Genomic DNA, 23,467 nt, shown 5'->3' on the forward strand with positions numbered 1-23,467 from the left:
GGCACTCCTGCTTGTGGTTATAACGCTACCAATCAATATAAAAAAAATCGGCTCCATTAAATGGAACCGATTACTGAGCTACGAAGGGCTCGAACCTTCGACCCACGCCTTAAAAGGGCGTTGCTCTACCAACTGAGCTAGTAGCCCGAGCAGGAGCAAATATATAAAAACATTTTTGTATTGTAAAGGCTTCGCACGCCATATTAAATAAAAAAACGCACTTATAGTGCATTTATTGCAAAATTTTTCTTTGACTTTTTTATAAATTTACATCATGGATTTATTGAAAAAACTATCAGCAATTGCAGCACTCGCTATCGCATGTCCAGCATCAGATTTAGGTTACTTTTCAAAGCACGATGCAGGGCAAGAAGTTTTTTCGTTCCTTTCAACTTTTGACAGCCCGCGCAATGCGGCTCTCGAAAAATCTGCGTCGGCGCTCCCTTCTACCGATCCGACCATTGTCCAGCTAAACCCGGCTGCAATCCTTATGACTGAAGGGAAAAAGCGTGTCATCGAAGCCCACTGGCAAACCGGTGAATTTGCAGACAACCAAGGTACGCTTTCGTACACAACGGAGTTCAAGAAATTCATCCTTCAGTTTTCATACAACTGGATTTCGTACGGCACGATTGTAGGCTATAACGAGTATGGCGACGAGAACGGCAGCGAATACAAGCCATTCAGCCAGCTCACGACTTTAAGCGTCGCTTATCCGATGAAACATATCCGAGTCGGTGCAGCGCTCAAGTTCGCCTCGGACAAATTGACCGGAGATGCAAGCGATCAAACCGCCATGGCAGCAGCATTCGACTGGGGCATCACCTGGATGTCCGACAGCAAGAACTACGGTTTTTCGTTTGTTGCAAGGGACTTCGGCACCATGCTTCGCGGTTACGTTAAAGACGACGCGGATGACACGTACCCATTGTCCCAGACGTTTGCCATTGGCGGATTCCTCAAGCCCCGTAGCATCCCGCGCTTAACCGTTTTCGCAGAAACAGATTTTCCGCGTTACGCCGAACCGGATTTGAATCTCGGTGCAGAATATGCATTGGGTGAATTTTTCCGCATCCGCGCTGGTTTCACGCGCACTTGGCTCGACATCTCACGCGACATCAAGGAGTTGGCGAATTCCTCCGACAGACCTGACGAAACAAACGAAGCACGCATGTTCAGCCTAGGTCTCGGTTACACCTCTAACATGTTCGCCTTCGACTATGCGTTCTCGGTCCTCGCACAAAGTTTAGGCTACGAGCACAGGCTCGGTCTTCGCGTAGAGTTCTAAGAATAAGGCAAACGATGCGGCAGTTCGACGTTTTTGTTTTTGACGAAAACTTTGACGAATCGCAAGGCAATCCCCAACCGCCATTTACGGACCCCGAACTCGGCTGGTTCTTCACAAGCGATTGGAACAAGCACTTAAACGAGATTGAGGGAGAATGGGTCGTTTTCGCGCACCCCTGCATCAAGATCGACCGCGCCTTTTTGAACAACGTTGCAGAAGTCACCGATAGTTTTCCGATGGTTGATGCATTTGCACCGCGCATTCGCACAAACAAAGGAACATTTTTAGGCGGATATTTGCTAAAGCCCGCATCCAAAGGTTCTGGCTTTGTCGAAATTGACGAGAACGCACCACTGCGCTATGTTGCCGCACCGCACCCTTATTTGGGGATTTTCTCGAGGCGCATCATCCAACGTACCGGCGGGTTCGACACGACACTCCCGGAGAGCGCAAGGCTTGCAGACTTTACGCTCCGCATGATGCATGCAGGCGGCAGAATGTTTTCCGTTCCATATCTCGTAGCGCAGACAATAGCAGATAACGTTGCTAGCGAAAGTACATCAGAAGCAAATACAAAAAATGACGCGAATACCATAGCTTGCGGAATTGCGCCTAATCTTAAAGCAACTGCAATTATTTTGTCTAAAGCATTTGGAATCGAAGCCTCGTTGCCGTTCGCCCTCCACCATCCGTCTGTCATTCCCACATTGTTCCGCAACAGAAGCATAATCAAAGAAAAGCGCAAAGCGGCAACTCTACTCTCCAAGCTCAAAGCAGATTTTTTGAAAGAAGTGACGTTGTGATGGTGACCCCAGGCAGAGTCCGGGGTAAAAAAAATCGTCCCGCTCGATTGAGCGGGACTTAAATTTTTTAGCGGAGGTGTGGGAATCTATTTTGCTTTAGGCAGTTGCGCCCACACCACTAACACTAGTTAAAAATCTTACTTAGCAGCGATCACGCGGGCCATTTCGCAAACCTTGTTGCTGTAGCCCCATTCGTTATCGTACCAGGAAACAACCTTAACGAAGGTCGGGTCGAGCTGGATACCGGCCTTAGCGTCGAAGATAGAGGTCTTCGGGCAGTTACGGAAGTCGGTAGAAACAACAGCTTCATCGGTGTAACCGAGGATGCCCTTGAGTTCGCCTTCAGAAGCTTCCTTCATAGCAGCGCAGATTTCTTCGTAAGTGCAAGCCTTCTTGAGTTCGACAGTGAGGTCAACAACGGACACGTCAGAAGTCGGAACGCGCATAGACATACCAGTGAGCTTGCCATTGAGCTGCGGGAGAACCTTACCCACGGCCTTTGCAGCACCCGTAGAAGACGGGATGATGTTTTCGAGGATGCCACGGCCACCGCGCCAGTCCTTCTTGGACGGGCCGTCAACGGTCTTCTGAGTAGCAGTTGCAGCGTGAACGGTGGTCATGAGGCCACGGACGATGCCGAACTTTTCGTCGAGAACCTTGGAGATCGGAGCGAGGCAGTTGGTGGTGCAGGAAGCGTTGGAGATGATCTTCTGACCAGCGTAGGTCTTGTGGTTAACACCATAGACGAACATCGGAGTTGCGTCCTTGGACGGAGCAGACATGATGACCTTCTTGGCACCAGCCTTGAGGTGAGCAGAAGCGAGTTCTTCGGTGAGGAAGAAGCCAGTGGATTCAACAACGACGTCTACGTCAAGAGCGCCCCAAGTGATGTTGGTCGGATCCTTTTCAGCGAAGATCTGGATCTTGTTGCCGTCGACGATGAGGAAGTTGCCTTCGACCTTGATGTCGTGGTTGAAAGCACCGTGGACGGAGTCGTACTTCAGCATGTATGCGAGGTAGTCAGCGTCGAGGAGGTCGTTGATACCGACAACCTGGATGTCATTTGCGAAGTTTTCCACAGCAGCGCGGAACACCATACGGCCGATACGACCGAAACCATTAATACCGAGTTTGAGAGCCATTATTGGATCCTTTTTTTATTGTTGAAATTGCTACCCACCTACACGGTGGAGCTTTGCTGGCTGGAAAGATACAAAAAAACGGGTTATTTGTGTAGTAATAATCTCAAAAAAAAGCGACTAAAAAGACCAAAGACCGCCATGTGAGGTCGTGCCACCTCTCCCCCGCTATTTATCCATGACTTCAAGAACTAGCTTTTCGAGCATTTCGAAGCTCGGAGCCCCGCTCCAGACTCGCTTGATATAGCCATTTGAATCAAGGAGCATGAGCGTCGGAACCGCATGGATGCCATAACGGCGCCAGAGTCCCTGGTCTGCATCGCGATACAGTGGATACGGAGAAGCGTGTTGTTTCTTGTAGAATGCGAGAAGCGGCTTGGTCTGTTCAGACGAAATGCCGATAATTTCGAGCCCTTGGCTAGAATACTTATTGTACAGTTTTTCAAGTACAGGAAGCGTTTGGCGGCAGGGGCCGCACCAAGTCGCCCAGAAGTCCAAAAGCGTTGCCTTCGGAGTTTCTTGCCTTTTTTCGGCATTCATATAGAAGTTATCACCAAACTTCGCTATCTTACTCCCAATTGCAGACCCCGTGAGGCTAGAAATATCGTCCGGGCGTTCCGTAAGCGTCACCGTGAGCGGAATGCGTTTTCCATCGCGGAAAATCTCTATTTTGACTTTCGAACCGACCTTCGATTTTTTCATGACATTCTGGAGTTGCGCAACGTTCTCCAAGGCCTTACCGTCAATACCTATGACCAAGTCGCCCGAGACAACGCCCGCAGCAAGGCACCCCGATTCAGGATGCACGCCCGAAACATGAAGCGCCAGGTGATTTTCAAAAGTATCCTTCTTATAAATAAGCCCAAGCCACGGCCCCGCAAAAGCAGAAACCGAAAGCAACAAGAGTATACTAATAGCACGTACAATTTTTAACATGAGACACTCCTAAAACAGGTAAAAACCGATATTCAAAGCCGCTGTAAAATGGGCTTCTCGACCGAAAAAGTCATCATCGTTGTGCTCGACGAGCGCACGCCCCATTATATAGCTAGCATCCAGTTCTATACGGCATAAGAAACTTGCATTCTTAAAAAACGTGATATCGCGACCATACCCGAACGTTAAACGTGGCGGGAAATAGCTTTTGTCGTAACGTTCAAACGAGATAAACGAAATGCCCAAGCGCAAAAAATCGTCTTCGCGCGTACCACGGAAAAAGAATCTCCAATCGGCGCCAATCTCAAAGTAGTCCCCCGAAAACAAGGCTACCGCGAACAAATCCGCCGAATGATGTTTATGAAAGCGATATTCACCACTCAACAAAAGTCCTGGATGTATGGAACTCAAATAATAAACAAGTTCCAGTTCACCACCAAAAGAAAGCGAAGCAAGAGAATCCTTTGCAGGAGCTTCTTCGTAGGATTGCTCAATAAAGAATCCAGCAAAAGACTGGACACAAGCAAGCAAAAGTGCCGCGAAGAATATTTTAACGCTTCGGACCATCAGCTTTCTTTAGCCCTTCGGATTTTTGGAATCGTAATCGGCGAGAGTCTTGAAACCGTCTTTCGAAAGCGCTTCTTGAAGTTCCTTGCGCATCGCATGAGCAGCCATCCAGCGGAAAGCCACTACAGAATAGCACTGCACCGCATCAACGCCGAGCTTGATAAGATCGTAAATTTTGTAGCCATGGTCAATACCGCCGCAAGCCATCACGCTCATCTGCGGATAATGTTCACGGATAAACTTGACATTTTTGACCATGTTTTCGTAAAGCGGACGACCCGACATGCCACCGCAATCACCATCAGCACGGAGCGGAGTCAGTTCATTATACTTGACGCGGACCGGGAGATTTTCGATTTTCTTGGTCGGATATGTGTTACCGATGACAACGCCGTTGACTCCCGCCTTTACAAGCGCATCCATAATCGTTGCCGTGTGAGCCTCTTCCATATCCGGGCTAAGCTTGGCATAAACCGCCTTGCGATAGCTCTGGGCATCGCGATAATTCTTGATTTCAGAGAAAATCTTGTCGATGAACGACATGTCAAGATCAAGGCGATTTTCCCCCGTATTCGGGCAGCTCACATTGATTTCGATGTAATCAGCCACGCGGTATGCAATGGAAAAACTTTCGATGATATCCTTGACCTTTTCGTTTTCATCGGTCAAGCCCGGCGTTTCAGCAACGGAAATGCCCACGCACATTCCGGCCCTGTGCGCGGCAGCAATCTGAGCATCTGTACGACGAGTCACTGCCTCGACACCATCATTGTTGAGGCCCATGCTGTTGTGGATGGCTCGGTCATTTTCGATGAACCCAATGCGCGGTCTGTGCGTGTTTCCTTCGCGCACATGGCGAGTCGCGGTACCCACAGAAATTCCACCAAAACCCATATTTGCATAATCACAAATACGCTTAGCAGTCTTATTTGCACCAGCCGCAAGCACAATCGGAGCCCCGAAATGGAGCGGATTCGAGCCATCAGCAAACGTCACCACGCGATTCAGCGTCTTGCTCAAGTCCGGGCGACCGCCCATAAGAGGGATAATCGGGGCAAAGCGAGCCACATGCTTCATGGAATCATGGCGAAATTCTGGATTATTGTGGAAAATTCGACGAATGAGAGCCAAAATGCGGTCACTGACGCGCATATAATATTCGTGGTTGATGCAATTATCGTTCATATTCAGTAAGATAGAAAAATCCGCCATCAAAGACACACCCGCAAGACTGATATAACGAATAAAGGACCCATTGCAGAGTTTTGAAAAAAATTATAATTCTATAAAAAGAGAGAAAATTATGCAAAATCAAATCAAGAAAGATATTCACGAAAACATGCCACGCTATATAGACATGCTTTCAAGTTTGGTCGCCATTCCATCTATCAGTTTTGACAATTTTGACCAGAAATACGTTTTGGACTCCGCGAACGCCGTAAAGGCGATGTTTGAAAAAGCAGGACTCACGAACATCCAGTTTTTGATGCCGCCAAGCGGGCGCCCCAGCGTTTACGCCGAGAGCCTTACAAGCCCGGACAAGCCGACCATCCTTTTGTACGCACATCACGACGTGCAGCCGCCCATGAGAGAACCTCTGTGGGACACGCCGCCGTTTAAAGCCACACAAAAAGGCGACCGCCTCTTTGGACGCGGCACCGCTGACGACAAGGCCGGCATCATCGTGCATCTCGCTGCCCTTGAACAGGTCCGCCGAGAACTTGGCGAAAAAGGGCCGAACCTCAAGTTCATTATCGAAGGCGAAGAAGAATCCGGAAGCGCAGGCTTCGAAAGGATTCTCACGGAACATGCAGAACTCTTGAAGAGCGACGCAGTCATTATCGCAGATCTCGGAAACTTCGCCAAGGGGACGCCCTCCATCACGACGACGCTCCGCGGCATGAGCGCCATAAACGTAACGCTTCGCGCAACAAAGGCCCCGCTCCATTCCGGTTCCTGGTCCGGCCCGATTCCAGACCCTGCACAAGCTCTTTGCCGCATGATCGCAAGCCTTACCGACAAGGACGGCAAGATTCTCATCCCGCATTACGAAGACGACATTGTCCCGCCGACCAAGGAAGAGCTGGAATCTTACAAGTCACTCGGCATGACCGAAGAAATTTTCCGCAACGACGGCGGCGTTCTTGAACAAGTAAAGTTGAACGTGCCCGAAGAAGAAATTCTACTTTCGTTGTGGCGCCGCCCGAGCATCATCGTAAGCACAATTGAATCCGGCTCCCGCGTGAACGCCGGAAACGTTTTGCAAGACAGCGCTTACGCCCGCATCGGCATTCGCCTTGCTCCCGGCATGGATGCTGCAAAATGCACCGACATGCTCGCCGACTTCCTCAAATCCCAAGTTCCGAACAACATGGAAATCACCATCGACAAGGAAGACGGTGCCAATCCGTTCACGACCGACACGAATCACCCGTTCTTTAAAAAGATGAGCGAAGCCATGGCGGACGCTTACGCCTCCCCCACCAAGTTCATTGGCTGCGGCGCAAGCATCCCAGGCGCAGAACTTTTCCGCAACACGCTCGGCAACATCCCAATTTTGCTCACGGGCCTCGAAGACCCGGAATGCAATGCCCACGGCGAAAATGAAAGCCTTTACCTGCCCGATTTCGAAAGCGGCATCGTTGCAGAAGCGCTTTTCTTTGCATCCATTTCGTAAGGAGGATCTATGAAACGTAAAAGACTCGTCGTACTGACTGGCGCTGGAATCAGCGCCGAATCTGGACTTCGCACGTTCCGCGGAAACGACGGCATGTGGGAACACGAAAACATCGAGGACGTCTGCACGCCGGAAGCCCTTCGCCGTGATCCGAAACGCGTCAAGGATTTTTACAACTTCTTGCGAAAGGGCCTCCCCGAGCACCAGCCGAACGCGGCGCACATCGCGCTTGCCAAGCTCGAAGAGCGCCTCGGCGACGAATTCTTGCTGGTGACGCAGAATGTCGACGACCTCCACGAACGTGGAGGAAGCAAGCGCGTTTTGCACATGCACGGCGACTTGATGAAACTCCGTTGCACCCAGCACGAGCATGAATTTGAATTCACAGGTGAAGAAACAATGGACACCAAGTGTCCCATTTGCGATAGCCCCGTGCGCCCGGACATCGTGTTCTTTGGCGAAACGCCTTTGTACATGGACGAGATTCAGGAAGCCTTGATGAACTGCGACGAATTTGTCTACATCGGAACAAGTAGCGTCGTATATCCGGCCGCAGGATTCAAAAGTTTTGCACACTCGTATGGTGCGAAGGTCACCTGCTTAAACCTCGAAGCGCCTTATGGCGATCCGTACACGGACGTCGTCATTCAAGGGAAAGCGACCGAAGTCGTGCCCAAATGGTGCGAAGAATTCAAATAGAATTGCGCTCGAAATGCACGAAAAATGCGCGGGACAACCCGCGCACTTTTTATTTCTTTTCTGGTGTTTTTGTTTCCGGAGTATCGTCCTTGATCAAGCGCACATACGATTGCGAATGTGTGCTGAACGTTACTCGCCCAGGGAAAATTTCAAAGCAGAATTTATCTTCGGCAGTCCAAAAATGGCTAAAGTAATTATTGCTGATTCCCGTATTACTTTTAACTGGAGTCGCTTCAAAACCAAGGTTATCGGTCGGAGTCACGCTGCACTTTTCCCAGCCCTTGCGGGACATGAGCACACTCGACGGATCACCACAGCCCAAACTTGCTGCCGTCTGAGTCAATATTTCAAAATCTTTTTTCTTGGGAACGCGCCAGCCCCTTACAGCACAATACTTGTTCACCGCATTCCATTCATACACACCTTCACCGGCATACCCAACGCACTTGTACTTCAAGGGTTCCTTCATCCACACTTGGTTACCAATCCTCACGGTCTTATAGACCTGACCATCGCGAGGGTCGATAAACTGCGATTCGTAAAGATTCGGAGAAAGCGAGAATCTTTTTTGCCAAATGTACTCTTGCAAGATATCGAGCATTTGCGCACAAGGTTCAAAAGAGAGTCCTAAATCCACGCAAAGACGTCTTTGGCAAGCTTCCAACACTTCTTGCTGTTCGCCATCCGAAAAACTTTTGACTTCGTACATGCTTGATGGAATTTGCTTTAAAACAAGCAAGAACAAACGGTCCTTGGCATCAGCAAATTCGGGAGCATTCAAATCACGCAGTTCTTTTTCCAAAGTCGATTCGTTTGCAAAAATGGAATCACCGACTTTTTGTACAAGAGCATCACACAAAGTCTTGACATCTTTTTGCGCCACCTTGACCGGAGGGCGAACTAATTTGGCCCCGCAGAACGGGCAATTTTCCATTTTATCGATTAAAGCATCAAAATCCTTTAGATTCTTATGACACTCTTTACAGAACATAACGTTCTCCCCGAAAAGATTCTCGTATTTTCAATGATAATATTAAAAAACGAAAATGAAAGGGATGTAAAACTTATGCAAAAAACGATTGCAAGGCGGAGTTACTTGGCGCAAAAGCAATAAGCGAAATGGTCCGCTTCGGCAATTTTCGTCGGGAGTTCGGCGGAAAGGCATTTTTCGCGAACATCGGCTGAAGCCTGAGCGCATTTGCAGCAACGGTCCGCAAATCGGCAACCCTTCACAAAGTCCTTCGGATGCGGCACGGAGCCTGGAATCGAAACAAGCGTACGCAGGTCGCTGTGGCTTTCGGGAATAGCAGCCAGCAATCCTTGCGTGTAAGGATGGAGTGGGTGGTTAATGACTTCGCGGACAGGACCTTCTTCGACTATGCGGCCGGCATACATCACGGCAACACGGTGAGCGTACTGCGAAACGATGCCCATGTTGTGCGTAATAAGGAGAACTGCGGTTCCCGTTTTCTCGGCCATTTCCTTGAGGACGGCGAGAACTTGAGCCTGCACAGTCACATCCAAGGCCGTTGTCGGCTCATCGGCAATAATCAATTTGGGCTTTGGCAAAAGAGCCATCACGATGCAAACGCGCTGGAGCATGCCACCCGAAAGTTCGTGCGGGTAAGAATTCAGAACACGATCAGGATCAGTGAAACCGGCAAGACGGAGCTGCTCGCGAATAATCGCGAGAGGATCAGACGTTTCATCTTGGATTCTATCGGCCTTCGGCCTCCAGAATGACATGCTTGTAAAACGTCGTTGCGGCAATGATGTAGATTCTTGAACAGAACTCGTCTTTTCGTTGTCACCCTGGAGCGAACGCGATAGGGTCCATGATGGCTTTTGACTGGAATATTTAAAGACTTCGAGAAGTTGTTTTTTTATAGTGACGACGGGGTTCAGCGCTTGCATCGGTTCCTGGAAAATGCAAGCAATTTCGGAACCGCGAACGGATTGCAAGTCTTTGAGCGGGAGCTTCACCAAGTCGTGGGCATCTTGAGCCTGCGTATCATTCGCCCCCACATCAAACAAAATCTCGCCGTTCACAATTTTTGCGCTTGGCCACGGCAACAAGCGCAAAATGCTCATCGCGGTCACGCTCTTTCCGCAACCGGACTCGCCCACCAGCGCAAAAAATTCGCCCGGGAAAATGTCGAACGAGACGCGATCCGTCACTTGCAACGGCTGTTTGTCATCACGCGAGTTGCCGTTCTTGTCAAACCCGAACGCCACTGAAACATCTTTAACGCTTAAAACAGGATTAGACATATCTATCTCCCGACTTCGGGTCGGTTGACGACTCCGCAATCGACTTAATAACGCTACCAGAACTTCTGAAGTCGATTGCTCCGCGCTTCCACGGTTCGTCAATACGAGCCGTTCCAGCTTGGCATGGACCATTCAGTCGTATTGCATTAAACATATCTATCCCCCGACTTCGGGTCCATTGCATCCCTCACGCCTTCGCCGACGAATGTCGTGAGCAAAAGCGTCACAAACAGAGCGGCGACCGTGCTCACGGAAATCCACGGAGCATAGAGGTTGTTGAGCCCCTGGCTCATGAGTTCGCCCCAGCTCGGCGTAGGCGGCTGGAGTCCAAAACCCAAGAAGTCGAGCGACGTGAGGCTTCCGATTCCACCAATCAACGTGAACGGGAAAAGCGTCACCACGGGCGTCATCGCGTTCGGCAGGATTTCCTTGAAAAAGATATGGCGATGGCCAAGCCCAAGAACCTTTGCGGACATCACGTACGTCATGCTGCGGAGCTTCAAGAATTCCGCGCGCATGTAGTAGCTGAGCGAAAGCCAGTTGAACGCCGCCATGATGAGAATCAAAAGCCAGAAACTGCGGCCGTAAATACTGCCGATGAGAATCACCACGTAAAGCATCGGAAGCGACGACCAAATCTCGATCATACGTTGCATGCCCGTATCCCAGAACTTTCCGAGATAGCCTTGGATGCCGCCAATAACAATGCCAAGGAAAGTTCCGAGCACGGTCAAGAGCAAACTAAAGCTGATGCAAATGCGGAACCCGTGAATCAAGCGCGAAAGAACATCGCGCCCATTGCTGTCCGTGCCGAGCCAGTGCTTTGCGCTTGGCGCAAATGGAGGGGTTCCCTCCTCGCTCAGATCCGCCTTCAGCGGATCGTGCGGCACTGGCGGCATAAGCGTCCACATCTCGGGGCAGCCTCCAGCACGCGGGAATCCGTCTTCTTCGTCCTGCTTACATTCTGCGACATCTGCAAAAAGCTTTGCGTAATCCTGTTCCGTCTTGTATTCGCCACCAAAGTCCGCTTCGCTGTAACGCGCAAACGCCGGGAAATAACTCTTGCCGTTATAACGCAAATAGAACGGTTCATCATTTACCGTCCACGGACTCGTGAGCGAAAGCAAGTACGCCACCACCAAAATCACAAGCGACCAAAAGGCGCGCTTGTTCTTGCGGAAGCGCTTCAGGCGATTCAAAGTTTCTGTCGAAAGTCTAAGTTTCATAGATTAAACAAGGTTCGGCACATTTTTTGCGGCAGTCCCGACAGCGGCAAGCATTAAATACTCGACTCGATAAATTCCTTGCGGAACGTTCCGTTTCCAAGCAAAATATCAATCGGCAGCTTGTGGAATTCGTACTCGTACGGAGGCTGCTTCCACGCAAAATCCTTCGGGTATTCGTTGAAAATATACTGCAACAACTTCACCGCCATTTCAAAACTGCGGAACGAATTGCGGTCAGTCACGTGAATCTGCGCACCGCCACAAATCTGCCCCGCGCCCTTGTGGAACGTCGGCTGGAAGTAGTTTTCGCGGAAATACACGCCCGGGAGCTTGAGCCCGTTCATGTACTTGCAAAGCTTAACCGCATCAATAAACGGAGCGCCAAAGATTTCAAACGGGCGCGTTGTGCCGCGACCTTCGCTCACGTTGGTCGCTTCGAACAAACACATGCCCGGATACACAATTGCAGTATCGAGCGTAGGCATGTTCGGGCTCGGCAAAATCCACGGGAGTCCCGTTTCGTCAAACCACATGCGCTTATCGTAACCATCCATATGCATCACGTAAAGTTCGCACTTCGGGAATCGTTCGGCCTTGAACTGTTCGGCAAGTTCGCCAATCGTTTTTGCATGGCGAGTGCGGATGCTATGCAAGCCTACAAAGCTCGTGTAATTGAGGTCGAGCACCGGGCCTTCTTCGTCTACGCAGTTGATCGGATTCGGACGGTCCACCACGACCACCGGGATTCCCGCCTTTTCGCAGGCCTTCATGCAAAGGAAGAGCGTCCAGATGAACGTGTAATAACGCGCGCCCACATCCTGCAAATCGACAAGCATCGCATCCACGTGCGAAAGCATTTCTGCGGTCGGTTCGCGATGTTCACCATAAAGGCTGTAAACCGGAATATGCAATTCCGGGTCTTCGTAGCCTTCCCATTCAATCATGTTGTCTTGCGTATGCCCCTTGATGCCGTGCTGCGGGCCAAACAAAGCCGAAAGCTTAAAGAGCTTGCCGTCCAAATCCTTGAGCAAGTCAAGCGTATAACTCAAATCGGCACAGACCGAAGCCGGATGGAGAACCGCACCCAGGCGCTTACCACGAAGCGCTGCCGGAAAACTTTTTTCAAAATGAGAAAGAGCTAACGTAACCATGTTTTTAAAGGTAGTAAAACCACCTTTAAACGCCAGCCGCTTCAAGCCGTTTCACATGGCAATATGCAAGTTCTTTTGTCCGCTCGTCACGCAAATGCAGGCTGGAGCCCTCGCAATAGCGCCAATACTTGCAAGTTTTGCATTCGCCAATTCTAGCCCATTTGCGGTCACGCATCACCTGATAGCGGTTCTGCCATACATCCCACAAGTCATCCTTGTAGATATTCCCTTGAATGTAATCCCCACGCAAGCTCGGGCATGCCGAAATGCTTCCATCGCACAGCACCGACGCAATATTGACGCCCGCCCAGCAAAAGAACGGATTATCGCGAACGGCCTTTTCGTAACTGCCGAGAAAGCCTTCGCAATCGTAGTTCACATTCATGAGATTTTGCTTTTTGGCTTCACGGATAAATTCAAAGACTTGACGAAATTCCTGATTCGTAAGTTGGAATAGCGGATTGTCTTTTGCACGACCTTTTGCAAAGACATTCGAAACGCGCCAACGCTTGACGCCCAGATTTAAAAGCAAGTTATAAATTTTGGGCAATTCCTTAAGGTTCTTGCGATTCACGCAAGTCATCACGTCAAACGTAATGCCGTCCGTATGCGCAGCCATGTTGATGGCACGAACCGCACGTTCGAAGCTATGCGCATTGCCGCGGAAATGATTATGATTTTCTTCAAGGCCATCAAGGCTAATCGTCAACGCGCGCAATCCGGCATTCATGAGTTTCGTATAACGTTCCGGATTTAAAGCAAGTCCATTCGTCACCATTCCCCAAGGATATCCGCGCGACTTGATTTCTTTGCCGATTTCTTCGAGATCGGCACGCATCAATGGTTCACCGCCAGTAATCACCACAATAAAATTGTTAGGATCGACATGAGGAGCAACACCATCCAAGACGCGCATAAAATCTTCGCGTGGCATGTCCGGAATCGCTTCAGCAACGCAGTCGCTCCCGCAATGCAGGCAATGTAAATTGCAACGCAGCGTACATTCCCAAAAAAGGTATGTCAGCGGATGAGCCTTGATTTGGCTATGACGATAAAGGCGATGCGCTTCAAGCGCAAGAAACTTCTTAAAACCGAGATGCATACGGAATCAATTCCGAATTATTTATCTTTTCCGCAAGAGCCGTCAAACGCGCAAGGAGGGCCATAAAGAACAACAGTCTCATCAATTATAAGGGTATTATAATGAGCCTGAAATTCAGCTTCGTTGTAAACCTTGCCATCACTGCATGTATAAACTTTATCTTTTATATAAACAACACCATATTTGGCCGTAACCACGGGCTTGTAAACTACACCATATTTTGCAGTAACTTCAGTCGGATCGCTCGTTGCAGGAACATCTTCGGCATCAGCCGTAGATTCAACGCACGTCACCCCATCGGTACATTCATAAACTTTGTCGTCTTTATGAGCCGTGCAAGTTTCCTTATCCATATAAACACCGTACAAAGGCACGACTTCTATTCCGCCACTGGAGCTTTCGGCAATCGGAGAGGAACTTGAGGATTCTACGGAACTCGATGATTCAGCAGAGGAACTCAACTGTGCTTCCGAAGAACTAGACTGAACATCCGAAGAACTTGAAGACTGAGTTTCGGCAACCGAGCTTGAACTTGCATTTTCTACAGACGAGCTCAAATTTTGGCCATTGGTTGTACTTGAACTAGAATCCTGGATGACAGGAGCCACAGGCGATGCGGTGTTATCGCAAGCATTCCAAAAGAACGCCGTCAAAGCAAGTAGAAATTTTCTCCAGTGTTTATACATTTTGCAGCCTCCTTCAAAAGCCATTCAACCACATCATTAATATAAACAAACAAGCATGCGTTTTCAATTGTGGATAGACCTCTTCAGAACGTTTTTTTTGTCAAAAAATGCCCCAAAAAGCAAAAAATTTCCACGGATGTATTATATAGGCCTTTTTTACTTGAATTCCGGAGCAATCGTCAATACAAGGCTCAAGCCATGCCAACTGTGGAAAGCAAACTGCACGCGGAACAGATACATATCCGGTTTGCGAACGCGGACACCAAATCCCCACGAATTGTAAAGATTGTCCTTTGACCAACCATTTATCTTATCACTAATCATAGCGTATTCGTTAAACACGACGCCATCGACAAGTCGGTCCACCGGCCAACGGTATTCTGCAGAAAGCCCAAGCACGAACGGACTCATCCATGCATCCGTATAGCCGCGCAACGGGAATCTCGCATTCAAAGTCGGGAATGCCGAATACGGAGCGCCGCCCTTTTCCATTTCCCACATTCCCTGGAAGCGGAACTGGAAAGCAAGCACACGATGTTCAAAAAGTGTTTCGACCAAATTTTCAGGGCGCCACACACGTAGCACTTCATTCAAAGAAAAGTCCGTATAGAATTTTCTCGTCTTGCGGCCCTCTTTTGCCGAAAGCACATACTGGTCCGCCCGTCCAATGAAGAAATATATCTGGTAAAAGGCATCGACACTCACATAGTCATGGTTCTTGCCGCCATCTTTAATTGCTTCAGAACGGTCCAAATCAGCCAAAGTCAAATCTTTAGCATTGATTCCTCCATACTTGCCCGTCAGCACATACGAGGCCTTTATACTTAGACGCTGTCCCCGTGACGGAGCAAATGGGAAATCCAGGTTATCAAACACCAAGTTCACATAGAACGGTATTTCAAAGTGACTTTGATACAGACCGCGATCCACAATCGGGTATTTCGGGTCATCCAGCACAGAATCCTTCGTATCCGTAAAATCGGCTTTATGGTAAATAAACTCCGAACCTATACTCAAGTTCAAGTTTCTAGATTCCGTAATCGGGAACCCCAGTTGACCGCTAAAATTATACGTCGTGTCAGCCTGCTTAAACGATTCCTTGGAACCCGGTAAAATAAAACCATTGTCACGATCCATGTAAAGGTTAAAACTCATGACACCATACAGTTTTTTACCGAAAAGCGACTGTTTCGAGTAGCGCAGTTTCACATCCAAATCGCTATTCGCATAATAATGGCCTTCAAATACCCCATAATCCCCTTGCTGGAAAAGATTCCTGTGGCGGTAGCACATACCGATCATCGTGGAACTCCCCGGCTTGAGGTTAAACACCGGATAAATCAAGATATTACGATTTTCACCGAACGTAATGAGGTCCACCGCCTTGTCAGCAACACCATTATCGATTGCATAGTGCAAAGGGGCCGCCAACGGATAGACCAACATTCCAAAAACAGGCTGGATAACATGGATAAAGGGCCACGAAACAACATCAAGGAACGACATGGAACTTGAAGAAGTATCTTGCACGGCTTCGCGCGCCTTCTTCGCATGCGCTGGAAAACACAGCACACCTACAAGCACCAGTAATGTCACCAAACGTTTCATTTTCCCTTTAATATATAGTTATATTAAGGATGATGTTTTCACTCTTTGCAAAAATTATCAAAAAATTAGCAACCTATCCTAAGATAATCCTTACGATTTTCCTCACGATAGGACTTTTAAGCATTTACCCTATCTCGCATTTACGTTGGGACTTGCAATTGCAAGATACCATTACAAGTGCGCGTGAACCCAGCAACGTCCAAAAAATTGAGGACGAATTCGGCGGGCTCGGGAGCCTCATCGTCATTCTGCAATCCGAGGATTCAGTTGCGAATTACCACATCGCAAAAGACCTCGCGCAAAAAATGCAGCAAAACCCTTCGGTGCATTTTGCAGATTTCGAGACCGATATTGATTTTTACAAGAAGAACAAGTTCTTGTACGCGAGCGAAAACGATATCGATATCATGGTGCACCGCATTGAAGAACTCAAGCATAGCTACATCATGAAGAACAATCCGCTGTTCATAGACCTCAAAAGCGCGATAGATTCCATCACGCAAACGACATCGGAACAGCGCGAACAACTCTTGAGCGACCTCGAAAAGAAATATTTCGACAAGCTCGCCGTAAGCCATTCCAACAAGACCGGAACCATCCGCATTGTAGAGATCTATCCGACCCATTCTATTTCGGATTTGCAGGCAAACCGTAACTTGCTTTCTGACGTCAAGACGCAACTAGAAAAAGAAAGCAAGCCAAGCGATTTACGTGTCCATTTTGCGGGAAAAGTTTACGAATCCATCCAGACCGGAAGACGCCTCTTGCCCGAAGCGAAGATGGTGGGCATCGTCACCGCAGTCCTAATTATTTTACTTCTCATCTTGCATTTCTTTAGGCAGCCGCAACTTATTTTTATTTCGGCATTGCCGATTGCAACGCCTATCGTTACGACGCTCGCATGCTCCTACATTTTTTACGGACGCATCAACCTGTTTACACTTTTGCTTGCGATTGTTCTCCCAGGGCAGGCTTTGCAAATCATCAACCACGTTCTTAACCGTTACTTCTTGGAACGCGAACAGAACTTGAGCCCGCAACTTTGCATCGAAAGCGCACTTCTTGGCATTGGGCCTTCGACCGCTGTTTCCAGTTTTGCATTTGCCGCCTTGTTTGCATGTCTCATCTTGATTCCTCTGCCGGGGCTTCAAGAACTTGGCGTTCTCGGTTCCACAGGGTGCATCTTGAACTGGGCCATCACATTGCTTTTCTCTACCGCCCTCTTGCAAGTGACTCAACGCAAAAAACCTTTCTCGATTAGGCATGCGCAAATTCATTCGGAATACAGAATTTCGATGCTTTCCAATCGTGTAAACTGGATCATTTTTTCGATTATCATTACAGCAAGCCTTGTCGGGCTTTACATCGGCGGAACTAGAATCCATATCCGTAACGATTTTTCGGCAACAGAAATCAATTATAAAGATCCTGTCATCGATTCATTGATTGCAGAAACGGGATTCTTGAACAAGACCCCCATCATCATCATGCTTCCGGACAAATCCGAGAGCGAATTGCTATTAGAACAATTTAACAAGCTCAAGGAAAATGGATCCATTTCAACAGTCAATTCCATATTTACGCTGGCACAGTTTTCCCCAAACTTGCAACAACGCAAAATGGAAAAACTTCGCCAACTGCACAACACAGTAACCAAGGAATTCCGCGAAGCGCTTTCCAAGAGCGAACTGGAAAATCTTGAAAAAGTGGAACAGGCGCTCGAATTCGACGAAGGTGACGAATTTGAACCGCCCGAATACATCGCCAAGAAATTCCGCGATAAGCAAGGAACCCAAGGCAGGTTTGCCTTCGTTTTCACGGACATTCAAGAAAACTACGGCAGCGAAATTACAAAGCTATACAATGAGCTTCACCAAATTAAGGGTATTCAAAACGGGACATACCTCATTGCAGGAATCCCCATCACCCGCGCCATATTCTTAGACCGAATCACGAACCATATTCGCAGGCCATTACAAGCAGGCGGAGTACTCGTGTTCCTGTTCATGCTCGTTTATTACAACCGCTTTAGCCGCGCCTTGTTTACCGCACTCCCGTCTGTATTTGCTGCAAGCTGGTTCTTGGCTGCCCTCAACGCGTTTGACGTGCAAATTTCGGCATACAGCGCACTCACCTTCCCTATCTTGATTGGCGCAAGCATCGATGGATCCCTCCAGTTCTTCACCGCTTATTACGAGAAGCAAAAAGGGACCGCGCTCACGATTCTTAGGGACAAGTTCTTTACGATTTTCCTCTCGCAGATGGCAGCCTTCATCGGTACTTACGGCATGCTCGTTTCTTCCCATCCGGGGCTTCGCAGCATGGGTTACGTCTCGTTGACAGGCCTTATCTGCATATTCATCTCCCAATTCACCATTTTCCCCCTCATCGCTGGATCGCTCGACCAATACCGTCTGAGACAGAAGAAAAAAAAGGAAGCTAAAAAATGAAATCGCTTTCCGATAGAACACAAAATATCGCAGCATCGCTCACCGTCGCCATCGACACGATGGCAAAACAGATGATCGCAGACGGCAAGGACGTCGTAAGTTTAGGCGCAGGCGAACCCGATTTTGGAACTCCGACCCCCATTCAAGATGCAGCAATCGAAGCTATCCGCGCAGGCAAGACACGCTATACCGCACCCGTCGGGATTTTGGACGTGCGCAAGGCCGTTGCAAAGAAATTGGAAGAAGAAAACGGTCTCCATTACGATGCATCGCAAATCATCATGACTAGCGGTGCAAAGCACGCCGTGTTCAATGCACTCGCCGCCTTGATTAATCCGGGCGACGAAGTAATCATCCCCGCTCCGTACTGGGTTACCTATCCGGAACTTGTGAAATGGCTCGGCGGTACGCCAGTGTTTGTTGAAGCAGGCATCGAAAAGAATTTCAAGATTGACGCCGAAGATTTGCGCAAGGCTTGCACGCCGCGCACGAAGGCGATTCTTTTGAACAACCCGTGCAACCCGACTGGCGCTGTTTACAGCAAGAGCGAACTCGAAGCGCTCGCCAAAGAAATTGTCGCACAGGACATTTACTGCATCTCGGACGAAGTTTATGAATACTTTGTCTACGATACGGAATTTACGAGCGCCGCAGTTTTCCCGGGAATGGCAGAACGCACCATCGTGATTAACGGCTTTTCGAAATCACATTGCATGACCGGCTGGCGAATCGGTTACGATGCCGCCCCCGCTCCGATTGCAAAGATTATCGGCAAAATCCAGGGACAGGCCACGCACCATCCGAGCAATGTTGCACAGTATGCAGCACTCGGTGCGCTAAACATGGACAAGAGCAATGTGCACGCCATGCAGGCAGCTTTCCGCAAACGCAGAGCCTACATGCTCGAACGTACATCGTTCCTCTCGACCAAGCCGCGCGCACCCGAAGGTGCATTCTACCTATTTGCCCCCGTGAGCGATTACTACGGCAAAAAGACACCGGATGGCAAGGTGATTGCAGGCTCGATTGATTTTTGCAGCGCACTTTTGGAAAGCAAGGGCCTTGCAATTGTACCAGGCGCCGCTTTTGGCGACGACACTTGCGTTCGATTCTCGTACGCCGCAAGCGACGAAAATCTCGCAAAAGCTTGCGACCGTTTTGAAGCGTTCGTGAAAGAATTACAATAACGGGAAAACGCGATGTTTCCATTCCGTCTCGTCAATCCAGACCCTTCGAAACCATTTACCATCGGGCGCAAATCGGATAACCTTTTGCAATTCGATAACCTGATGGTTTCGAGGTATCATGCGGTTCTGAACTTTACCGACGGCAAATGGAATTTGCAGAATTTATCCCAAAACAGCATTACCATGCTGAACGGGAAAGATGTAAAAACCGCCGCCATTAACGATGGCGACGTGATTCTCATCGGACCGAGGCAGTTGCGAGCGACGCTCCGCGGAAGTGACCTTACGCTTCTCGTGATGGAGCGAGAAACCGAAAGCAACATGCAAACGATTCCTCTTTCGGCCGAATGGAGAGAAGTCGAAATACCGGGAATCGGCAAAGCCCGCGCTTCTAGCTACGCCCGCGAAAAACATGCCGAAATCAAATTTGCAAAAGCAATTGTAGACGAAAGCGGCAAACGCACGCGCACGATTACAATTGCAAACGGCGATGCATGCCGCTTTGAATCAGCCGTAATTGTTTTTCGCAACAACAACTTGCTCATCGAGGCTTCAGCAACAGGCTTTGATGTTTTCGCGCAAAACGTGAATGTCTTTGCCGGCAAAAAGCAATTACTAAAAGGGATTGATTTCGAACTCCCCGCAGGCGAGATTCTTGCGATTATCGGGCGTTCCGGACAAGGCAAGTCTTCACTTTTAAAGATGATTCAAGGCATCAACAGTTGCGACAAGCAAAGCATTGTGCGCATCGGCGGTGTCGATTACCGCAAAAGCGAGATTCGCAGACGCATTGCAATTCTGCCGCAAGACCCGCCGCTCCGCCCGGAGCTGACCGTCGAGGAAACTATTCTCGACGGTGCTAGGTCGTCGATGGACGTTCGGAACTTCAAGCAAGATGCACGCGCGAGGCTAGAAAAGTTCTGCGAACTTTTCGGGCTGAGCAACCGCCGGCAGAACCTCGTGAAAACGCTCAGCGGCGGCGAAATGCGCCGCGTAGCCCTCGCGCGCGAGCTCATGGGAAGCCCAGGCCTCGTTATCCTCGACGAACCGCTGTCGGGTCTTGATCCGTACAATTCAAGAATCCTTTGCACGCACTTGAAGCAGCTCGCGTTCCTCGGCCATACGATAATCCTCACCACGCACAGCTACGAGGCCTTGCAGATTGCAAATAAAGTTCTCGTACTGCACCAAGGCGAAGAAGCGTTCTACGGAACCATTCAGGCCGCATACACGCATTTCAACACGACCGACCCGCAAGCGCTCCTCACAAGCATCACGCAAAGCAAATCCGCCGAGTGGCGTGCATCTCAAGCCGCGTCGCGAGCTACCGAAAATTCGAGCAACGTCAAAAAGAAAGAATCCAAGTACTTCTTTGAACGCACCAAGCTCCCCCGCAATTTTGCTTACACCGTGTACATCACCGCCAAGCAGTGGTTCCGCGACAAGGGCCGCATTGCAGCGCTTTTTGTGCAACCTGCGATTATCGGATTTTTGCTTTCGCAGATATTCTCCGACCAATCCTCCCTTTGGACTGTCGCTTTTGCAATTATCCTTTGTGCCAACTGGTTTGCGCTCTCTCTTTCCATCCGCGAAATCGTGCAGGAGAAAGACATTCTCCGCGACAAGTTCCGCCGTGGCGTTTCGGCAATCTCGACACTAACAGCAAAATGCACGCTTCCTGTATTTTTTACGCTGATACAGACAGCCATTGTCTATGCGTTTATCAGTACCCGCATTACCCCCACCCCAAATATTGCGCTTATCGCTAGCATTTTCGCCTGCATCGCCATCCCCGCAACCACCGTCGGGCTATTCACGAGTACACTCGCCAAGAACACGAGCCAAGCGAACGCCTTCTTGCCGCTACTCATCATCCCGCAAGTTGCCCTCGCCGGAGCCCTCGTGCCACTCGACCAAATGCAGCCCATTGGCCGCGCGCTTTCCAGCGTCATCTGGTCACGTTACAACCAAGCGTCGCTCCTCAACATTTTACTAGAACGAAAAGACGACATTTTTAATGCGATTTTTGCCATCGCCATCGCTCTTAGTTTCTATATTGTAACTGCAATTTTACTACACAAATTAAAGAAGCCAAGATGATACGTCCAGAACAACCGCTAAATTTTCCGTACCCCTTTAACGAAAACTACGAACTATTGGGAACGCTCGGCAAAGGTGGAATGGGCTATGTCTACAAGGCTCTCGATAAAAGGCTAAACCGCGAAGTAGCCTTCAAGATTCTCGACTCGACCTCCGATGTCGAAGCTATCAAGCGTTTCTATCTCGAAGCGCAGGCCATGAAGGAACTCGACCACCAGAACATTGTTCACGTGTTCGACTTTGGTCAGCAGGGCAACCAGCTCTTTATTTCGATGACTTACGTGCAAGGTATTTCGCTTGCCGAAATTTTGCAAAACAAGAGCAAACTTTCGTTTGAGGCCATTGAAGTCATCATCAAGCAAATTGCACGCGGTCTCCTTTACGCGCACAGCAAGGGCATCGTCCACCGCGACGTGAAACCCTCGAACATTATGCTCACGCGCGATAACCGCGTCTACATCATGGACTTTGGCATTTCGTACATCCAGGAGATGGAAAAGGAACGTCTCACCCGCACCGGCATGACGATGGGCACGCCCGAATATATGTCGCCAGAACAGTGCCACGGTGACGAAGTCACGCTCCAGTCCGACATTTACAGCATGGGCGTAATCCTTTACGAAATGACTTGCGGACGCTTGCCGTTCGAAGGCAGTCGCCCTGTGGAAATTGCGCTCAAGCATGTGCAGGAACCGCCTCCAGCTCCAGAACTTTTCCGCGAAGACATCCCGGAAGGTCTTTCAGAACTTATCCTCAAGTGCTTAAAGAAAAAGCTCAACGAACGCTTCCACGACATGCAGGAATTTTTGGACGAATGTGACCAAGTATTCCCGCAGCACGATACGCCTCACCAGAACGCCTCCATTGCTCGCAAAACGGGATCGCAGCGTCGCGTTGCCCCCTCCATTGTAGAATCGGCAATAAACTTCGGACGCAACCTGGCTCCGCACAAACTTATCATCGTGGCTTTCTCGGTACTCTTCCCGATTATCGTTATTTTGCTCATGTTGCTTATGTTCACGCACAAGCCCATGAACACACTGCACGAACTCGAATGGAGCGAAATTCTAGGCAATCACGAGACTAGAGCAATCGAGCCTGAAAATTCGAAAGGCTACCCGCTATCGAACCTGACCGATGGAGACCTTTCCACCGCATGGCTCAATAAAATGCCATTAAAGCCATTGAATCCTGTACTTGCCATGTACTTTGACAAGAACACTCTCATTACGAATATCGGCATTGCCATTGGCTACCAAAAGTCCATCGACGACGCCTTCGGTGACCGTTTCCGCATTTTCAAAAAGCCCCGCACAATCACCGTTGAAACAAAGGATGGCTTTAAGCAGCGCCTCCATCTCGAAAACATCAAGGGAATGCAATACCCGAACATTCAAACAGTCGAAACAACCGAACTCCGGTTCTACCTCGACGATGTTTACGAAGCAGATAACGACGACTATGCAATTTCGGAAATCCGCCTATTAGGCATGGAAGTGAAATAAATTCTCCGTCATCCTGAGCAACGCGAAGGATCCAGTAAAATTCTAATATTGCAAATCAAAACTTAACTGGAT

Annotated in this window: 20 protein-coding genes and 1 tRNA gene; 8 read left to right on the forward strand and 13 right to left on the reverse strand. The window is 49.1% G+C overall.

Annotated elements, in window-relative coordinates; genetic code table 11:
- Positions 1-74: 74 nt before the first annotated feature.
- Positions 75-147, reverse strand: a tRNA-Lys gene (locus BUQ91_RS06745).
- Between the two features lie 127 nt (positions 148-274).
- Between BUQ91_RS06745 and BUQ91_RS06750 the strand changes: the two genes are divergently transcribed.
- Together BUQ91_RS06750 and BUQ91_RS06755 are read left to right on the forward strand one after the other, a co-directional pair.
- Positions 275-1,288: a PorV/PorQ family protein gene (locus tag BUQ91_RS06750; protein ID WP_072827132.1), complete on the forward strand. Its 1,014-nt coding sequence runs from the start codon at positions 275-277 to the stop codon at positions 1,286-1,288.
- A gap of 14 nt (positions 1,289-1,302) precedes the next feature.
- Positions 1,303-2,091, forward strand: coding sequence for a hypothetical protein (locus BUQ91_RS06755; RefSeq protein ID WP_074208615.1), 789 nt, complete (start codon positions 1,303-1,305; stop codon positions 2,089-2,091).
- Positions 2,092-2,228: 137 nt separating this feature from the next.
- Here BUQ91_RS06755 and gap read toward each other — a convergent pair whose 3' ends face one another.
- From gap to BUQ91_RS06775, 4 genes are all read right to left on the reverse strand, one after another.
- Positions 2,229-3,233 (reverse strand): type I glyceraldehyde-3-phosphate dehydrogenase, encoded by a 1,005-nt coding sequence (gene gap / locus BUQ91_RS06760; protein WP_074208616.1) that lies wholly within the window; start codon positions 3,231-3,233, stop codon positions 2,229-2,231.
- 165 nt (positions 3,234-3,398) lie between these two features.
- Positions 3,399-4,166: a thioredoxin-like domain-containing protein gene (locus BUQ91_RS06765; RefSeq protein WP_074208617.1), complete on the reverse strand. Its 768-nt coding sequence runs from the start codon at positions 4,164-4,166 to the stop codon at positions 3,399-3,401.
- 9 nt (positions 4,167-4,175) lie between these two features.
- Positions 4,176-4,733: a hypothetical protein gene (locus BUQ91_RS06770; protein WP_074208618.1), complete on the reverse strand. Its 558-nt coding sequence runs from the start codon at positions 4,731-4,733 to the stop codon at positions 4,176-4,178.
- Positions 4,734-4,742: 9 nt separating this feature from the next.
- Positions 4,743-5,918: a beta/alpha barrel domain-containing protein gene (locus tag BUQ91_RS06775; protein WP_074208619.1), complete on the reverse strand. Its 1,176-nt coding sequence runs from the start codon at positions 5,916-5,918 to the stop codon at positions 4,743-4,745.
- 118 nt (positions 5,919-6,036) lie between these two features.
- On the opposite strand from BUQ91_RS06775, the gene BUQ91_RS06780 reads away from it, so the two are divergent.
- Together BUQ91_RS06780 and BUQ91_RS06785 are read left to right on the forward strand one after the other, a co-directional pair.
- A complete protein-coding gene (locus BUQ91_RS06780; RefSeq protein WP_074208620.1) occupies positions 6,037-7,410 on the forward strand; it encodes a M20/M25/M40 family metallo-hydrolase in 1,374 nt (457 codons plus the stop codon).
- Between the two features lie 9 nt (positions 7,411-7,419).
- Positions 7,420-8,109, forward strand: coding sequence for an NAD-dependent deacylase (locus BUQ91_RS06785; protein WP_074208621.1), 690 nt, complete (start codon positions 7,420-7,422; stop codon positions 8,107-8,109).
- Positions 8,110-8,158: 49 nt separating this feature from the next.
- On the opposite strand, the gene BUQ91_RS06790 is transcribed toward BUQ91_RS06785, so the two are convergent.
- The 8 genes from BUQ91_RS06790 to BUQ91_RS06820 form a co-directional block, all read right to left on the reverse strand.
- Positions 8,159-9,100 (reverse strand): FISUMP domain-containing protein, encoded by a 942-nt coding sequence (locus BUQ91_RS06790; protein ID WP_074208622.1) that lies wholly within the window; start codon positions 9,098-9,100, stop codon positions 8,159-8,161.
- 101 nt (positions 9,101-9,201) lie between these two features.
- Positions 9,202-10,380 (reverse strand): ABC transporter ATP-binding protein, encoded by a 1,179-nt coding sequence (locus BUQ91_RS06795; RefSeq protein ID WP_083601167.1) that lies wholly within the window; start codon positions 10,378-10,380, stop codon positions 9,202-9,204.
- Entirely contained in the window at positions 10,373-10,534 is a 162-nt protein-coding gene (locus BUQ91_RS15680) for a hypothetical protein (RefSeq protein ID WP_175566612.1), read from the reverse strand. The genes BUQ91_RS06795 and BUQ91_RS15680 overlap by 8 nt, the downstream gene beginning before the upstream one ends.
- Positions 10,527-11,606, reverse strand: a complete 1,080-nt coding sequence (locus BUQ91_RS06800; protein ID WP_074208624.1) for an ABC transporter permease — start codon at positions 11,604-11,606, stop codon at positions 10,527-10,529. The genes BUQ91_RS15680 and BUQ91_RS06800 overlap by 8 nt, the downstream gene beginning before the upstream one ends.
- 53 nt (positions 11,607-11,659) lie before the next feature.
- Positions 11,660-12,757, reverse strand: coding sequence for an exo-beta-N-acetylmuramidase NamZ family protein (locus BUQ91_RS06805; protein ID WP_074208625.1), 1,098 nt, complete (start codon positions 12,755-12,757; stop codon positions 11,660-11,662).
- A 25-nt stretch (positions 12,758-12,782) separates the two neighbouring features.
- On the reverse strand, positions 12,783-13,859 hold the full coding sequence (locus tag BUQ91_RS06810) for a TIGR04133 family radical SAM/SPASM protein (RefSeq protein ID WP_074208626.1): 1,077 nt from the start codon (positions 13,857-13,859) through the stop codon (positions 12,783-12,785).
- Between the two features lie 17 nt (positions 13,860-13,876).
- Complete coding sequence (locus tag BUQ91_RS06815) at positions 13,877-14,545, reverse strand: hypothetical protein (RefSeq protein WP_072827119.1); 669 nt, start codon at positions 14,543-14,545, stop codon at positions 13,877-13,879.
- A 156-nt stretch (positions 14,546-14,701) separates the two neighbouring features.
- Complete coding sequence (locus tag BUQ91_RS06820) at positions 14,702-16,153, reverse strand: BamA/TamA family outer membrane protein (RefSeq protein ID WP_072827118.1); 1,452 nt, start codon at positions 16,151-16,153, stop codon at positions 14,702-14,704.
- Between the two features lie 29 nt (positions 16,154-16,182).
- Between BUQ91_RS06820 and BUQ91_RS06825 the strand changes: the two genes are divergently transcribed.
- The 4 genes from BUQ91_RS06825 to BUQ91_RS06840 are packed head-to-tail and all read left to right on the forward strand — an operon-like array spanning position 16,183 to position 23,395.
- Positions 16,183-18,603, forward strand: coding sequence for an MMPL family transporter (locus BUQ91_RS06825; protein WP_074208627.1), 2,421 nt, complete (start codon positions 16,183-16,185; stop codon positions 18,601-18,603).
- Complete coding sequence (locus BUQ91_RS06830; RefSeq protein WP_072827116.1) at positions 18,600-19,790, forward strand: pyridoxal phosphate-dependent aminotransferase; 1,191 nt, start codon at positions 18,600-18,602, stop codon at positions 19,788-19,790. The genes BUQ91_RS06825 and BUQ91_RS06830 overlap by 4 nt, the downstream gene beginning before the upstream one ends.
- A 12-nt stretch (positions 19,791-19,802) precedes the next feature.
- Positions 19,803-21,890, forward strand: a complete 2,088-nt coding sequence (locus BUQ91_RS06835; protein ID WP_074208628.1) for an ATP-binding cassette domain-containing protein — start codon at positions 19,803-19,805, stop codon at positions 21,888-21,890.
- Positions 21,887-23,395, forward strand: coding sequence for a serine/threonine-protein kinase (locus BUQ91_RS06840; RefSeq protein ID WP_074208629.1), 1,509 nt, complete (start codon positions 21,887-21,889; stop codon positions 23,393-23,395). The genes BUQ91_RS06835 and BUQ91_RS06840 overlap by 4 nt, the downstream gene beginning before the upstream one ends.
- The last annotated feature ends 72 nt before the right edge of the window (positions 23,396-23,467 follow it).

The organism is Fibrobacter sp. UWB11 (assembly GCF_900143015.1).
In the GTDB taxonomy this organism is placed as follows: Bacteria; Fibrobacterota; Fibrobacteria; order Fibrobacterales; family Fibrobacteraceae; genus Fibrobacter.